Source organism: Candidatus Eisenbacteria bacterium (assembly GCA_018831195.1).
GTDB lineage: Bacteria > Eisenbacteria > RBG-16-71-46 > CAIMUX01 > JAHJDP01 > JAHJDP01.
On sequence record JAHJDP010000084.1, the window covers coordinates 59,826 to 76,168 of the forward strand.

Genomic DNA, 16,343 nt, shown 5'->3' on the forward strand with positions numbered 1-16,343 from the left:
CTGAAGACATTTGGAGCTTATTATTGAGCGAAATCCGGTCCGTTGCAATCGCCCTGATGTCCCGCCCACCCTGAGGATTCCTTGCAAATCCTTGCAAAAACAACCTTTTCTGCGGCACTATCAGTGCTATGACCCCTATAGGGAAAAGCCCGCCTCGCCGGGATGGAATGGATAAGGTCACGGGAGAGGCCCTGTATACCGACGATCTCACCCTGCCCGGGATGATCTTTGGAGCCACATTAAGAAGTCCCCACCCGCATGCCCGCATCAAGAGGGTGCGATGGAAGTCCGCTTCCGCCCCTGACGGCGCTATCTGTATAACATCGGGCGATATCCCTGGTCCCAACGGGGTTCAGCTTCTCGATGATTCCTGGCCGGTTCTGGCGGATAAGATCGTGCACCATATCGGCGAGCCGGTGGCTTTGACCGCAGCGGCGACGAGGGAAGCCGCGCAACGGGCTTTGCAGGCCATTGAGATCGAATACGAACCTCTCCCACCCGCGTTGAGTTGGGAGGAGGCGGAGCAACTCGAACCCCTTTATACGCTCTCGCTGAACCATGGGGATATTCAACAGGCATTCACTCAGGCCGACAGCATTTTTGAAGAAGAGTACCGCACGGGGCATCAAGAACAGCTTTATATTGAGTGCCAGGGAATGATCGCCTGGTTCGACGATGATGGCATGTTAAAGATCATCGGCTCGATGCAATGTCCGTACTATGTGCAAAAAGCCTTGATGCACACCCTGCAAATCCCCGAGGATAAGATCAGCGTTAAACCGGCGGCTGTCGGTGGGGCGTTCGGGGGCAAAGAAGATTTCCCCAGTCTTCTCGCGATCCATGCGGCCCTGCTGGCGCGTCACAGCGGGCATCCCGTCAAAATGGTCTATGACCGCCATGAAGATCTCATGGTCACCCCAAAGCGGCATCCCTCCCGTATCCGTCACCGGACCGGCGTCAGCAAAGAGGGACGTCTTTTGGCGATGGAGATCAAGATTGATTTGGATGGGGGGGCGTTCCAAACGCTATCACCCGTCGTTCTCTCGCGGGCCGTTCTGCACGCAACGGGACCCTATCGTTGCCCGAATGTACAAATTTTTGGACGTGTGCTGAGAACGCACACGGTGCCCAACGCGGCCTTCCGCGGATTTGGAGCACCTCAAGTTCACTTTGCGGTGGAGCGGATGATCGACCATGTCGCCCGGGCCCTGAAAATGAATCCCTTTGATATCCGGAAGATCAATGTGGTGCACCCGGAGGATCGTCTGGCCACCGGTCAGGTTCTGGATGAGTCGACCTCGGCGCATCTTGTTCTGGAGGAAGTGGAAAAGATCACAAAATTCCGGCGCCGGTGGCGCTCGATGGAGCGGGCCCGTGCGCGCCGGCAGGGTGACGAGCCGATGCGCGGCATCGGATTGAGCCTCAGTTTCCACGGGGCCGGGTTCACCGGTTTGGGAGAGCACCGGATGCGTTCTCCTGCAACGGTGCGGCTTACCGCCGATGGACGGATGGAGGTATTGACGGCGCAAACTGAGATGGGCCAGGGTTGTTCCACGATCCTGCCGCAAATCGCCGCGGCCGCCGCGGGCCTCCGGCTCGAGGATGTTATCGCTCACGAGCCCGATACGGCCGTCGTTCCCGATTCGGGGCCCACCGTGGCGTCGCGAACGACGATGATCGTGGGTGGAACGGTGGAGCGCGCCGCGCGGGAACTCCGTGACCGGGTTATACATTGGGCGCAGGAGCATCTGGGAACGGGGCCGGATCTCGAGATCCGCGACAGTGAGGTCAGGGGTCCGAAAGGATCGGTCTCGCCATTTCGTGATATCGGCCGCGCATGCTATGAACAGGGAGGGCCCCGTGAGGTGACGCTCCATCATGAGCCCCCCGCATGGCAGGAGTTCGATGAATCAACGTACCGGGGGGTCGCCTATGCGACCTATGGGTGGGCGGCGCATGTGATCGAAGTGGATATCGATCCCGATACGCTGGAACCGCGTCCGCTGAAGGCGACGGGGGTCGCCGAAGTGGGCCGTGTGATTCATCCTACAATGTGCAAGGGGCAGTTTGAGGGGGGGACACTGCAGGCCATCGGTTATGCCCTGACCGAAGAGATGAAAATGAAGCAAGGGAAATATCTCAATGACCGCCTCACGACCTATATCATTCCGACAATGAAGGACAGCCCCAAGATGGAGGTCACTTTTCTGGACCGGCCCTGGCAGGGAGGGGCTTTTGGAGCCAAAGGGATCGGCGAGTTGCCGATGAATGGCGCGGCGCCCGCAGTCATTCAAGCGATCGAAAACGCCACCGGCATCATACCGGTCGCCTTACCGTCCACGCCGGAGCGGCTCTATCGATGGATGATGGAGGGGAGAACAACGGGTGAAGATTGATTTCGTGCTGAACGGGCGGAAAGTGTCGGCTGAAGGCGATCCGATGGATCGGCTTCTCGATTTGCTGCGTGAAAAGTTCAAGCTCACCGGGACCAAGGAGGGATGCGGTGAAGGCGAATGCGGCGCCTGCACGGTTTTACTCGACGGAGAGCCGGTTCTCTCATGCCTGGTCCCGATCTTCCAGTGCCAAGGCCGCGAGGTTATGACGGTGGAGGGGGTCGCCGCCGATCCCGAGGCGCAAGCCTTTCTTGAGCGCTTTGTGCAAGAGGGCGGCGTTCAGTGCGGGGCTTGTACGCCGGGCATTATCGTTACGGGATGGAAGCTGTCTCAAAATAAAGCGCGGTTGCGCCGGGGCGAGATTAAAAACGCCCTGGCCGGGAATCTCTGCCGCTGCACAGGTTATGAAGCGATCGTGCGGGCGCTGGAGCGGGAGAGTCCCTCATGATACGCGCCCTGGCTCCGCGCTCGCTCGAAGAAGCGATTTATTGTCTAACCGAGAATCCGGATTTGATTCCCGCCGCTGGTTGCACGGACCTCATGGTGACACAGCATGTCATGGGACTCGATGCGACGGGTGTGATGGATCTGCTGCGGATACCCCGTCTCCGCGGTATCCGCCGCTACCCCGGTGGATGGGAGATCGGCGCGACGACGACCTTCTCTGACATCAGCCGTTCGCGGCGGTTGCATGCAGCGCTTCCCGCATTGACCGTCGCCGCGTCGCACATCGGCGCCTGGCAGATTCAAAATCGGGCCACACTGGGCGGTAATATCGCCAATGCCAGTCCCGCGGGGGATTCCCTGCCCGTTCTGCTGTCCCTCGGCGCCCGGATTGTTGCGGCCGGCAGTGAGGGGCTGCGCGAAATCCCCTATGAGTCCTTTCATACCGGCTATCGTAAGACGGCTTTGAGCAAGGGTGAGATCATCGCCTGGGTCCATATTCCCGATCCGCTGCCGGAGTCGATCCAATTTTTCCGCAAAGTCGGTACGCGCCAAGCCCAATCGATCAGCAAAATCGCGCTGGCGCTTTGCGCTGCTTATCGGAACGGCCGGATCGAATCGGTGCGCATCGGCGCGGGCAGTATCGCGCCGGTGCCGATCCGCCTGTACAAAACAGAGCAACTGCTGACGGGCCGGCCGGGTGATCCGGCGGCGGCGGATGAAGCGGCGGCGGCCGCGATGAATGAGGTCACCCCGATCGACGACGTCCGCTCCACGGCGGAATACCGCCGCTACGTCCTGGGGCGCCTCGTGCGCCGGATGGTTCTTCGTCTGGGCGGGTATCTCTAGTGAGCGCTAATCACATAGAGTTTCTCCTCAACGGCGCCGTTCAACGGGTCACGACGCGGCCTGGAGAAACTCTTCTCGATACTCTGCGAAACCGGTGCGGCATCCGGTCGATCAAAGACGGTTGCAGCCCTCAGGGCCAATGCGGATGCTGTCTCGTGCTGATCAATGGACACCCGCGGACGACCTGCGCTCTGCCGACAGAACGGATTCAAGGGAAAGAGATCCTCACTCTCGAAGGACTCCCCGAAGAGGAGCGCCGCTGGATCGCCCGGTCCTTTGTCGCGGCGGCCGGGCTTCAGTGTGGCTTCTGTATTCCCGGAATCGCCCTTCGCGCCAAGGTTCTCATCGACAAGAATCCGAATCCCACGCGGGCGGAAATCGCTCTGGCGCTTGACGGACACCTCTGCCGGTGCACTGGTTATACAAAAATCATCGACGCCGTGGAGCTTATGGCCCGGGCGCGACGGGAGGAGTTTTTGCCCGAACCATGCGCCGACGGCCGCGTGGGTGATCCTCTGGCCCGCTACCGTGGGGAGGATCTGGTGCTGGGGCAGCGTCCCTATGTCGCCGATCTGCACAAACCCGGTATGTTGCACGGAGCCGTTCTGCTATCCCCCCACGCCCGGGCGAAGGTGTTGAAGATCGAGACCTCGCGCGCCGAAGCTCTTCCCGGTGTGAAAGCTGTGATCACGGCCGCCGATGTGCCGGGAGAACGGTGGTACGGCCTCATCCATAATGATTGGCCCGGTTTTGTCTCCATCGGCGAAGAGGTCCGCTGCGTGGGGGATATTCTGGCCGCGGTCGCCGCGATTGATGAAGCAACCGCCCGCGAAGCGCGTGACTTGATTGCGGTCGAATATGAAGTGTTGGAACCGGTGCTGGACCCCATATCCGCCATGCGGGATGAATGCCATCGGGTCAATCCGCGACATGCGAATATCCTTTCCCGCACTGAAATCAAACGCGGGAATGTGGAAGAGGCGCTGAAGGCATCAGCTCATGTTGCCTGCGGAACTTGGGAAACACAGAGAATTGAACATCTCTTTCTGGAGACCGAGTGCGCCCTGGCCGAGGTTCGACCCGGCGGCAAACTGACGCTCTATACGCAGGGCCAGGGGATTTTCGACGACCGCCGCCAGGTCGCCGGCTTTTTGAACATTCCTGAGGATGATGTGTTTGTCGAGTTGGTTCCCAATGGCGGCGCTTTCGGCGGGAAAGAGGATATCTCGATTCAGACCCATGCCGCCCTGCTGGCCTGGATGACCCAAAAACCGGTCATGCTGGCGCTCAGCCGCGAGGAATCAATCCGTATCCATCCCAAAAGGCATCCACTGACGCTGCATTATACATTGGGATGCGATAACGAAGGTCATTTCACCGCTTTGAAGGCGAAAATCGTCGGCGACACCGGCGCCTATGCCTCTGTCGGAGACAAGGTTTTAGAGCGCGCCGCCGGCCATGCCTGCGGTCCGTATCGCGTGCCTGCGGTCGATTTGGAAGCGACGGCCGTTTGTACAAACAATCCGCCCTCAGGGGCCATGCGCGGTTTCGGCGCCAACCAGGCCCATTTTGCGATGGAGGGGTGCATTGACCAGTTGTGCAGCAAAACAGGGATCGATCCTTGGGACATGCGCTGGCGGAACGCCGTCGAAGTTGGAGATATGCTCTCTACCGGCCAGATCCTTGAGGCATCGGTGGGGGTGAAGAAAACACTGACAGCCGTGAAAGGCGATTACGATGAGGCCCGGGCACAGGGCCGCGCGGTGGGTATTGCCTGTGGGATCAAGAACAGCGGGATTGGGAACGGCGTTTTGGAATGGGGGAAGGCCCGCCTTGTTGTCGAGAAGGATGGTACGATTACCTTATACAATGGATACACTGAAATGGGCCAGGGCTTGCTGACCGTTCTTATCCAATGCGCCGTCGAGGTAACCGGACTTCCCGCCGCGCGATTCCGTCCAAGAGTCGATACGACCTATGCGCTGGGATGCGGCCAGACGACCGGTTCGCGGGCGACCCTCTTCGGCGGCCGGGCCGTCAAGAGCGCGGCTGAAAAGTTGAAGAAGGATCTCGACCGGGAGGGATCATTGAGTCTTCTGACCGGCCGTGTCTATGCGGCCGATGTCCTTGTCGATGATACGACAGCGCTGGGAGCGCCGGTCCCCAAGATCAAAACGCATACGGCCTACGGTTATGCGACGCAGCTTTGCATCCTTGATGAAACGGGGCGAGTGAAGCGGATGGTAGCGGCGCATGATGTGGGCCGGGTGATCAATCCGGCTCTGTGCGAGGGGCAGATTCAGGGAGCGATCCACATGGGGCTCGGATACGCCCTGACGGAGGAATTGCCCTGTCCCGATGGGATGCCGGCGACTTTCACATTACGGGAGCTGGGCGTGCTGCGGGCGAAGGATATGCCCGAAATCAAGGTGATCCTAATTGAGGAGCACGAACCCGAGGGGCCTTTCGGCGCCAAGGGAGTGGGGGAAATCGGCCTCGTTCCGACGGCGGCGGCCGTGGCCGGGGCCCTGGAAGCTTATGATGGGATCCGCCGGACCCGTCTTCCGATGAAGGATTCGCCGGCGGCCCACGCCATGAGTGTCGGCCGGATCCGCGCCCGGCGGGGCCGCTCGTCATGAGTTCCCCCGCGAGAAAGCCGGGGCGGGTCAACGCCCACACCCACCTCTACAGCGGGTTGGCTTCATTGGGAATGCCGCCGCCGAAAAAGGAACCCGAAAACTTTCTTGAGATTCTCGAACACGTTTGGTGGAAGCTTGATGGCGCGCTCGATGAAAGGGGCCTACTCGCTGCGGCGCGCTATTATGTCGCCGATGCCCTGTATGCCGGCACGTCGACATTGATAGATCACCATGAATCCCCGAATCTGATTGAGGGCTCCCTCGATCTGCTGGCGGATACCTGCCAGATGCTGGGCATGAGAGCGGTTCTCTGCTATGGGGCTACGGAACGCAACGGCGGAAGGACTGAAGCCCGGCGCGGCTTGGAAGAATCCCGCCGCTTTATCAAAGAAAACAATCGGCCCTTGGTCCGGGGTGTCGTCGGCCTGCATGCCTCCTTCACCGTTTCCGACGAAACGATCCGGGAGGCGGGCGATTTGTGCCGTGATTTGGGAACGGTCCTGCATATCCATCTGGCCGAAGATAGAGCGGATGTTGAGGATGCCCGGTCGCGGGGGTACGAGGGTCCACTGGAAAGGTTGATCCAGCTTGGCGCCTTGCCCAAGGGATCGATTCTCGCCCACGGCGTTCATCTGACCGCGGCGCAGGTCCGCCGAACGCAAGAGCATGGCTGTTGGATTGTACAAAACCCGCGCTCGAATCGTGGGAACCGGGTTGGTTACCCCAAGGCGCTTGGGAACAGCGATCGGACCGCCTTGGGGACCGATGGTTATCCCGCCCGGATGGATGAGGAGGAAGAAGCCCTCTTTGAAACGGGGCTTCCGCATGAGGCCCGGGAATTACTGGAAGAACGTTTGGCCGGGGGGTATAGATTGACCGCCGAGCGCTTCGATGATCCTGACGTGGAAATGAAAGATGCGGTCTACCATGAGGAAGGCCGCGTCATGAGCCTCTTTGTCGATAACCGTGCGGTTATCGAATGTGGCCGGCTGCATACAGCGGATTGGGAGGAGATTCAATTCCACGCCCGCCAAGAAGCGGAACGGCTGTGGGATAGAATGGATTTTCTGTAGGATATCGATAGGATTTTAAAATCTGGTCGTGCGCCTGATGATCTAACCTGAGAGGAAACGATGCCCAAACTTGGATTGGAAACGCATGTTGTCGATAATAATGTCTATAAGAACAGTGTTAAACGCTTTAAAGATGCGGGGATAATCCTCCCCTCTTTTGCGGAGCTGGCCGATCCATCCCAAATCCCGCAATCGATCACTCAGGCCCTCGTGGATGTGGATCCCGGCGCCGCCGCGTCATTGAATCTTTTCCGTGTACATTGGTTCAACGAGGCGGGGGGGCGGGGCACGCAGAAGATCCCGGATCATATCGTGCTGCCGAAATCACTCACCGGGGTTTCCGCTCGAATTATCGTTCTCTTCGGGGACCTCTTTCCGATGATCCAAACGCACAAGGTTCTTGCGGCGTACGGTTGTTTGGCGCCGCGGATCATCACGGGACAATTTGACCCGATCACACATCGAGCCGTATGGCCGTCAACGGGAAATTACTGCCGCGGGGGCGTCGCCATCTCAAAGATCATGGGATGCCGCGGGGTGGCGGTCCTCCCCGCGGGGATGAGTCGCGAGAGGTTCCAGTGGCTCGAAAATTGGGTCATGGAGCCTGAAGATATCATCAAGACTCCGGGATCGGAAAGTAATGTTAAGGAGATATACGATAAATGCAATGAGCTGGATGCCGACGCGCAAAATATAATATTTAACCAGTTTTGCGAGTTTGGAAACAGCCTTTCGCACTACCTCTGCACCGGCCGGGCCATGGAATCCGTTTATGAGACGGCGGCCGGGACGCGCCCCGGATCGCGTCTGCGGGCCTTTGTCGCCTCGTCGGGATCCGCGGGGACGCTGGCCGCGGGAGATTACTTAAAGGAGAAGTTCGGCAGTCTCACGGCGGTCGTCGAGGCGCTGGAATGTCCTACAATATTGTATAATGGTTTTGGGGAACACAATATTCAGGGAATCGGCGATAAGCATATTCCATTTATTCATAATGTGATGAAGACCGATCTTGCCATGGCTGTTTCAGAGGTCAGCACCGATGCGTTGAACGTCCTTTTCAATACAAAGACGGGGCGCGACTACCTCGTCGAGCGGAAGGAAATCCCATGGTCGGTTGTGGAGGCTCTGGGGCGATTCGGCCTCTCGAGTATATGCAATATCATGGCCGCTGTGAAAATCGCCAAGCATTACGATATGGGACCCGATGATGTCATTATGACGGTGGCGACTGATGGCGCCGAATTATACAGAACAGAGCGGGACAAGGTTCTCAAAGAAACGTACTCGACGGGATTTTCGGATCTTGATGCAGCGGAGGTTTTCGGTCGGGATCTCATGGGTATTACAACGGATCACCTACTGGAGCTTTCCCATCTCGACCGGCAGCGGATCTTTAATCTGGGATATTATACCTGGGTTGAGCAGCAGGGAGTGACAATCGAGGAATTCACCGCGCGGAGAGAAAATCATTTCTGGACCGGTCTGCGGGAACTTATCCCGGTATGGGACGAGATGATCGCGGAATTCAACTCGAAAACGGGGCTGAGAAAATCCACCGGCGCGGAGAGCAAAGTGTGACGCTACCCGTATCCACAATGATCTGCGCCGGATGTGGATATGAACTCCCACCCGGAAGCCCATATCCCTTTCGATGCCCCCAACAAGATGGATCCGATGATATCGATCATGTACTGACCCGCGTGCTGAGCACGGATGAGATCGCAACGAAGAAGGAATGGAAAGCGATCTTCACTCATCCGGAGGCGAATCCTTTTGTTAAATACCGGAAGCTTTTTCATTCCTATCATGCCGCCCGCGCCGGAGGACTGAAGGATGCGGAGTATGTCGGCATTGTAAAGAAACTCGATTCGGCGGTTTCGAAGGCCGATGGACGGGGGTTCGAAGCGACGCCCTTGCTTGAGCATACGGAGCTGGCGGTGCGTCTGAATTGTCCACCCGGCGCCGCCGTCTGGATCAAAGATGAGACCGGCAATGTCTCCGGTTCGCATAAAGCCCGGCATCTCATGGGATTGATGATCTGGCTGGAGATCGTCCGCAAACTTGGGATTGCCATGGTGAAGCCCGGCATCCGGCCGACCCTTTCGATCGCCAGTTGCGGGAATGCCGCATTGGCCGCGGCGGTTGTCGCCGCCGCCGCCGGGTATCCCCTCAATGTATATGTTCCCGCATCAGCAAAGCGCTCGACGATTCAACTCCTTAAAGAGCTCGGCGCACAATGCACGATCTGCCGGCGGCGGAAGAATGAGGCGGGCGACCCCTGTATCAGGGAGTTTCATCGGTCGCTTTCCCGCGGCGCGTTACCCTTCACCGTGCAGGGAAGCGAAAACGGCCTGGCGATCGAAGGGGGTGAAACACTTGGATGGGAGATGATCTCAACGCTGATTCAAAAGAAGAAACGTTTGGACCGCTTGATCATTCAAGTTGGGGGCGGAGCCTTGGCGGCCTCCTGTATTCAGGCCTTCCGGGAAGCCAGAGAGATCGGTCTTATCAGGAGTCTTCCCATTATCCATACCGTTCAGACCCGCGGCGCCTATCCACTGCAACGTGCTTTTCAAGGTTTAACAAAAAATATCTTGGAGCGCTACCGCAGAGAATCGGGTGAATCCTTTGCCATCCCGCGGGGCAACTATGAGCGAACGGCATTGATCCGGGAGCGGGTTCCCGAGGTGGTTTTGGATGAAGCTCTTTACTACGCCGTCACGCATCGCTCAAAATTCATGTTCCCCTGGCCGGTAACGCCCAAAAGCCTGGCCGAGGGGATTCTGGACGATGAAACCTATGACTGGATGGCTGTGATTCGGGGGATGCTGCTGACAGGCGGGTATCCGGTTGTGGTTTCCGAGAGCGATCTCACGAAAGCGCAGGCCGTCGCTCATCGCGCCACTGGAATTCCGGCCGGCTATACCGGGATAGCGGGTTTGGCCGGCTATATCCGGCTGCTCCGGTCCAAAGAAACGGCGGCGGGTGAAACCGTCGCCCTTCTCTTCACCGGGCTCGATCGTCAAGACCCCAGCGCCCCGCGGTAGAGGCTCGGGAAGCGGGCGAGAAAAGCGATGACGGGGGCCAGTTCTCTTGAATCGACGCATTCCCCGATCTTATGTGTGTTTTGTTCAATGCCCGGGCCGATACCGATCATGGCGGGGTGATGATAACTGCCGGAGGTGACCCAGCCTTTTCCCGGCGGCAGAGAGAAGCTGTAATCACTGACCGGGATGCAATAGCCGACGCCGTCCGTTGAAAAAACCCAGCGATCCACACGGGCCTTTTTGCGGAATAATCCGGTTTCACCGAATGGGTGAACGAGGGGCGACGCGACCTTTTCATAGGTTTCCACCGCTGTTTTTACAACAAGATGATTCTCCGGGGTCGCCCAGCCGGGATAAATTTGAGGATTATTGGGCGCATATCCTCGCCAGGTTGGTTCGCAGTATATCGGTGCGTGAATATGAAGGTGGAGCCCCGCCTCGATGGCTCTCCTCACGGTCGACATTGATTTTACATCAGCCAGAGCCTCGATGGGATCTTCTCCCGCCGTCAAACGGCGGTCAAAACGGAATGTGAAACGTTCGGGAACAGCGCAATCGCTGGGTGTTTGCAGGACGGCATCACTGGCTGTCCGGGTCCCGCGTCCCAGGAAAGGATCGTCACCGAATCCCTCGCCGCGCGCATGCCGGTCCGCCGCCTCCGCGATAATCGCGGCGCCGTATTCAAGAGGATTGCGCCCTTCCCATGGCATCGATCCATGGCATGACCTTCCCGTGATCTCGACCTCGATCTGCATCCGTCCCCGTTGTCCCCGGTAAAGTCCCAGGGCCCCCTTTTTCGCACACCCCGTTCCTTCGGTCAGCAGAACCACGTCGGGTATCCGGCCCGAACCCATACCTGAAGTCTCTTTGAGGGGTACCTCATTGTGGAGGATATAGATCGGTCCGCCGCCGTCATTATCTTCTTCGGACACGGTTCCATAGGATTGGATGATGACACCACGCAGGGTTCCCTCGGAACGAAGTTCCCGGAGAATCTTTGCCGCGATGATTTGGCAGACCACGCCGCCCAACTGATCAGCGGCGCCCCTGCCCCAGATTAAATGTGAACGTTCCTCTTCCGGCGGTAGATAGCCCAATTCCTGCGAGAGCACCGCCCAGTCAACCTGAGATATATTTGTGAGTCCAAGATAGGGATCCAAGCCGCCGCCCAGAGATTCATGCCACCGCTGTCTCAATGCCTGAACGGTGTCGGTATGCCCGTCCATATAGATGATGGTTTTTTCATCTTCCGGAATGCCGTCGGATGGATCATGGACTCTCCACCAGAGATTGCCGAAAGCGTCGCTGCCGACATCGGCGGGGCTCCGGACGGCGCCGATCTCGAGAATACGCCTCCGAAAATACTCCAACCGCGGCCCCTCATGATTAGAAAGTCCACATTCAGGATCACCACCCTCAGCGATGGGCCGATTGATATAGTCGTCGGGGATACGGATGGCCTCCTGGAGTATCTCGACGGCCAGAGATTTATACCGCTCCGCCAATTCAATAATTTTACCATCCATCTCTGTACCCCTTGTTAAATGTCGCTGGATAGTGCGGCAAGGTATTCAGTAAGCAATTCCTTCAGATCCGGCTCCTTGGCCGCGGCAAGCAAAGCCATAATAGCATAGACCTTTTTATTCGCCTCGCGGGCAAGGTCAAACCGAAAGCGCTCCAATACGCCCCGGCTCACTTCAGCTCCAATATCTGCAGGCAGGCAATGCATGTAGAGGGCACCGCCCTTTGCGGTGGATTTCATCCGCCGCTCATCGCAAATCCAATCGGTGTGAAGGGCGTTCCTCTCCAGCGCCGCCGCTTCGATCCGCCGCAGCCCTTCATGATCTTTTCGGCGGTTGGCCTCGACCCGTTCCAGCATCAGGTCATAAGGCCCCCAACTTTTTGGATAAACAATATCGGCCTCGCTAAAAACTTCGTCCATGACGTTCGATTGTACAAAACTGCCACCGGCCGCCTTGGCATTGCTTTGCGCGGTGTCGAGGCATTCCGGCATCAATCCGTAACCCTCTGGGTGAGCCAGCCGGACATTCATACCGAACCGGGTTAATAAAGTAATCAAACCCTGAGGCACAGAAAGGGGCTTGGCGTAACTGGGAGAATAAGCCCAGCTGACGGCGATCGTTCTCCCCGAGAGTCCCTTTGGAAACTTTTCCCGGAGCCAGCAAAGATCGGCCAGCGTCTGCGTCGGGTGATCGATATCACACTGGAGATTTACGATCGGCACAGCCCGCTGGCTGCCCACCGATTTGAGATAGTCATCGATTCCTTTCTTGGCATCCCGCATGAACCGGTTGCCCTCGCCGAGAATCAAATCATGGCGGATGCCCATGGCGTGGGCGTTCATTCCGAGCATGGCGCCCGTCTCTTCCGCCGTTTCTCCATGCGCGACCTGGGTCGTGGAACCATCCACGATGACCGGATGAGCTCCAAGCCGCGCCGCGGCCCCCGCCCAACTTGACTTTGTGCGCGTGGAGCCGTCAAAGAAAAGGGCATAGGCGAGTTCGTCAGGGAAGAGCGGAAAAGAACATCCCTCGCGGTCGGCTTCTTCGAAGAACTCGATCAGCTGACAGAGTGTTTTTATCTCGCCAGTGGTCCAATCCTGCGTGAGGAGCATGCTGCGATGGGCCAGGCGCGAGAGGATCTTTTCATCGAGTTGGTCGATTTTTTTCAGTAAATAATCATAATCCATCTTTAGACTCCTTGATGTGAACAAGGGTGTTTATGTAATTGATCCGACCTGTTTCCAGTAGAACCCGGCGGAAAAAATCCATAATGAAATAGGGCCTAAGGTCCAATTTCTCGGGAACGTTTCCTGAGATTGTGCCTTGGGGATGCGACGCCTGAAAGCGAATATTGAAACCTGTTCCAGAGAAAGAGACCCTGTCGCCGGTTTTTTCCAATCGGTATTCACGGCCCGCGATGCGGCCGAGAACGGTCGTTGTCGCCGATCCGCCGGCAAGATAAAACGCGCTGGCGTGCCGGGATTCTCTCCAAGACGTTTCACTCCCGTAGAATGCCGGTTTCATGAATTGCGGGCCGCCGTCCTCCGGGCAAAAGACATCGCAATTTCCGCATTGATTGCAGAAATCGCCGAAAAGACCGATTTGATGCTTTTCGGCCAGGGATCCAATCCCGGCGCTGGGGACTTCGGTTTCGCCGTCGGCAAAAGCAAACAAAGCGTTGTTGGGACAGACGGCGAGACAAATATCACACGTCAAGCAATCAAAGAGTTCCAATTTGCGTTGAATTTTGCGAGGCGGCTTGTTGTTGCGTGTGTGTGAATAGCGGGAGTCGGCCGCAACCTGCTTTAAATAATATTCCGTATTCGCTGAAACGTCCCCCGAAGATCCCTCCGGAGCATAAGCCTTTTTTTTAAATTCATCCACTGTCGTCGCGCCCACGGCCTCCATCCGGCGGTACAGTTCCCCGTAATAGAGCGGAAACCGCGAATAACCTCCGGGTTTTAAAAGATCGGTGCAAGCTGTAATCGGCTTCAGTCCGAGCGCGACGGCATCGGGGAAATTTTTCCGGTCGATTCCCGCGGATAAAGAGATAGGGAAGCGGTCTCGAAATATTTTTCTGAAGCGGGAGATCAGCCGCATGGCCAGCGGGTGCAGCGGGGGGCCGGAAAGATAGGCGGTCTCTTCGCTTTCCGGAAGAGATGTGCCGGTGTTTTTAACGATGAGTGTATTTGTGAATTTTACACCGAGTTGAAGCCCCAGTTCGTCGGCCGTCCTTCCCAGCCGTTCCACCAAGTTGATAGCGCGGTCCCAGGAGAGATCGTCGTCAAAAGCCTCATCCCGTATGATGATGCGCTCATATCCGAGTTGGTTATTGATCAACTCCCGGGTTTCGCGTTTGCCGAGAAGAGTGGGGTTGAACTTGATAACGCAATTCAGCCGGTACTCCCTAAAAAGAAAGTCGATGATGCTTTCGATCTCATCGGGCGGGCACCCGTGAAAGGTGCTGAGGGTCACGGAATCGGCAAGCCGATCCGGGACATCGAGTTCGGCATGATGTCTGAATTCCGCCGGAATGGACCGGCGGAAATAATCCGCCCGCGTTTTTGTGTTTAACATTCCATCAATGAAATTCCGGACCTTTCCACCGCTGATGCCCGCGAGATCATATCCGACGCTCAGATCGTAGAGCACCGGCCCGCGGTTCGGATCCTGGCTCCAGGGAGCGCTCTGTCTCAGCATCTCAATGAGCATGTATCCTTTGATATACTCATCGAGCGATTCGTCGAGACTCAGCTCCTGTGACCACTCGGTATTGAATCCGACAGTCCGCATGTCGATGCAGGGACGGGACAGCTCCAATCGATCCATAACCTGGATCGTTTTAAGCTCCAAGATCCCCGCACCGGCGAGCCAGGCAAGAACGATATTCTGCGCCATCTGCGTATGCGGCCCTGCGGCGGGTCCCAGCGGGCTGGTCGCCCTGCGTCCGAAGTAGGAAATGGAAAGATCCATCCGCGGATGACTTTGTAAGGCCTTTCGCAGCGGCAGGCCAAAAACAGCTTGATCCCGTTCGCATTCTCGAAAGATGCGGGATACGAGGGCTTCAAATGGATAAGGTTTCAGCATCGCCATGATCCGTATATTGCCAGAATTACGGAAAAATGGGGAGGATAAAGTCCGATTCCGGAATTTAGGAGCGGTGGAGGACGCTGCTTTTCGACGCGGAGGGTCCGTTAAGCGGAAGACGCATGATAAAGGGACATCCGATCAGGGGCATGACGGCGCTGATTGTAAAGGCTGTTCGCATGCCGAAGGAATCACCCAGGCCGCCATAGATGATGACCACCAACGCGCGAAGGCTGAAACTCATGGCCATGTAGATGCCGTTTGCCAAGGCGCGGTTCTCAGGATTCTGTTCTTGTACCATCGCCATAATGACGGGCGTCGTTGAAAGGGCCGTGAAGCCCATCAGCACAAGGCTCAGCAGGCGAAGCCATCCGCCGCTGAAGAGGAAGAGCATCATCAGGGGAGGTGTGGCCCCCAAGGAAAGAAAGAGGATGGCCCGGCGCCCTATCCGATCGCTCAAAGTCCCACCGAGCAGGGCGCCTGCGACACCGGCGCCCTCCAGTATCGAAAGGGATGCCCCCGCCGTCCAGAGATCGCTCCCTTGGTCAATGAGAAAGGTGGGAAGATAAATTGTGAGTGCTACCAGGGCGAAAGCGCGGGTGAAGACAATCGCCGAAAGCGGAAGCAGAAATGCCCTCATTGAGACAAGTGTCTGCCTCCAGGGGCGTCCCTCTCGCGCCGCGGCCGGGCGTTCAGGGATACGCCGCAATTTGTAAAAGAGCAGTATCGATATCGCCAGGCCGCCGGTCATCAACCAGGGTGTTCCATTAAGGGAGAGAACACCGACGGCGCTGACAATGATGATGGGTCCCAAGGTTCGGCCGAGTTCCCCACCGACCATCCAAAATCCCATCCCGCGGCCCAAATTGGATCCAGAGAGATGACCCGCGAGGACGGGACCGACGGCGTGAAGGCCGGCGGAGCTGATCCCTGCGAGGAGAAGGAGAAGGGCCAGCCAGCCGTACCCTGGGGCAATGCCGAGCAGGCTCATCAGGATGGCGGATAGAGCGGGAGTCAGAATGACGAAATAGCGAAGACTGACACGATCGGCCAGATGCCCGATAAAGGGCTGCAACAGTGATGCGCCTTGAATAAAGACCGACAGCAAGCCGGCTTCCGTTCTTGAGAGGGCGAATTTTTGGATGAATGCAGGGAGCAGTGGTGGGAGAAAAGCGGTATAGGTGTCATGCAGTGCATGACCGGCGCTGATCGCCAATACACCGCCTGAATCAAAGCGATCATTCTGGGTCTTGGATTCAACCGCCATGACCGGAGTTTACCCCTGGAC

The 16,343-nt window shown here is 57.6% G+C and carries 11 protein-coding genes; 7 read left to right on the forward strand and 4 right to left on the reverse strand.

What is annotated here, in order from left to right; all coding sequences use genetic code 11:
* The first annotated feature begins 167 nt into the window (after nt 1-167).
* The 7 genes from KJ970_14135 to KJ970_14165 are packed head-to-tail and all read left to right on the forward strand — an operon-like array spanning nt 168 to nt 10,445.
* Nucleotides 168-2,396, forward strand: a complete 2,229-nt coding sequence (locus KJ970_14135; GenBank protein MBU2692055.1) for a xanthine dehydrogenase family protein molybdopterin-binding subunit — start codon at nt 168-170, stop codon at nt 2,394-2,396.
* Nucleotides 2,386-2,841 (forward strand): (2Fe-2S)-binding protein, encoded by a 456-nt coding sequence (locus KJ970_14140; protein ID MBU2692056.1) that lies wholly within the window; start codon nt 2,386-2,388, stop codon nt 2,839-2,841. The genes KJ970_14135 and KJ970_14140 overlap by 11 nt, the downstream gene beginning before the upstream one ends.
* A complete protein-coding gene (locus KJ970_14145; GenBank protein MBU2692057.1) occupies nt 2,838-3,686 on the forward strand; it encodes a xanthine dehydrogenase family protein subunit M in 849 nt (282 codons plus the stop codon). The genes KJ970_14140 and KJ970_14145 overlap by 4 nt, the downstream gene beginning before the upstream one ends.
* Before the next feature lie 14 nt (nt 3,687-3,700).
* Entirely contained in the window at nt 3,701-6,325 is a 2,625-nt protein-coding gene (gene xdh, locus KJ970_14150) for a selenium-dependent xanthine dehydrogenase (protein MBU2692058.1), read from the forward strand.
* Complete coding sequence (locus tag KJ970_14155; GenBank protein MBU2692059.1) at nt 6,322-7,398, forward strand: amidohydrolase family protein; 1,077 nt, start codon at nt 6,322-6,324, stop codon at nt 7,396-7,398. Before xdh ends, KJ970_14155 begins: the two co-directional genes overlap by 4 nt.
* Before the next feature lie 60 nt (nt 7,399-7,458).
* Nucleotides 7,459-8,976 carry a pyridoxal-5'-phosphate-dependent protein subunit beta gene (locus KJ970_14160; GenBank protein MBU2692060.1) on the forward strand — a complete coding sequence of 506 codons (1,518 nt, stop codon included), beginning with the start codon at nt 7,459-7,461 and terminating at the stop codon, nt 8,974-8,976.
* Complete coding sequence (locus tag KJ970_14165; protein MBU2692061.1) at nt 8,973-10,445, forward strand: PLP-dependent lyase/thiolase; 1,473 nt, start codon at nt 8,973-8,975, stop codon at nt 10,443-10,445. Before KJ970_14160 ends, KJ970_14165 begins: the two co-directional genes overlap by 4 nt.
* Here KJ970_14165 and KJ970_14170 read toward each other — a convergent pair.
* From KJ970_14170 to KJ970_14185, 4 genes are read right to left on the reverse strand one after another with little or no spacing between them, the layout of a single operon-like run.
* Nucleotides 10,421-11,971, reverse strand: a complete 1,551-nt coding sequence (locus KJ970_14170) for a peptidase dimerization domain-containing protein (protein MBU2692062.1) — start codon at nt 11,969-11,971, stop codon at nt 10,421-10,423. The two genes, KJ970_14165 and KJ970_14170, sit on opposite strands and share 25 nt — an antisense overlap.
* 14 nt (nt 11,972-11,985) lie before the next feature.
* The gene (locus KJ970_14175) at nt 11,986-13,155 is read right to left on the reverse strand and encodes a knotted carbamoyltransferase YgeW (GenBank protein MBU2692063.1); all 1,170 of its coding nucleotides are present in this window, start codon (nt 13,153-13,155) and stop codon (nt 11,986-11,988) included.
* On the reverse strand, nt 13,145-15,061 hold the full coding sequence (locus tag KJ970_14180; GenBank protein MBU2692064.1) for a glutamate synthase: 1,917 nt from the start codon (nt 15,059-15,061) through the stop codon (nt 13,145-13,147). Before KJ970_14180 ends, KJ970_14175 begins: the two co-directional genes overlap by 11 nt.
* A gap of 58 nt (nt 15,062-15,119) precedes the next feature.
* On the reverse strand, nt 15,120-16,322 hold the full coding sequence (locus KJ970_14185; protein ID MBU2692065.1) for an MFS transporter: 1,203 nt from the start codon (nt 16,320-16,322) through the stop codon (nt 15,120-15,122).
* Between the last annotated feature and the right edge of the window lie 21 nt (nt 16,323-16,343).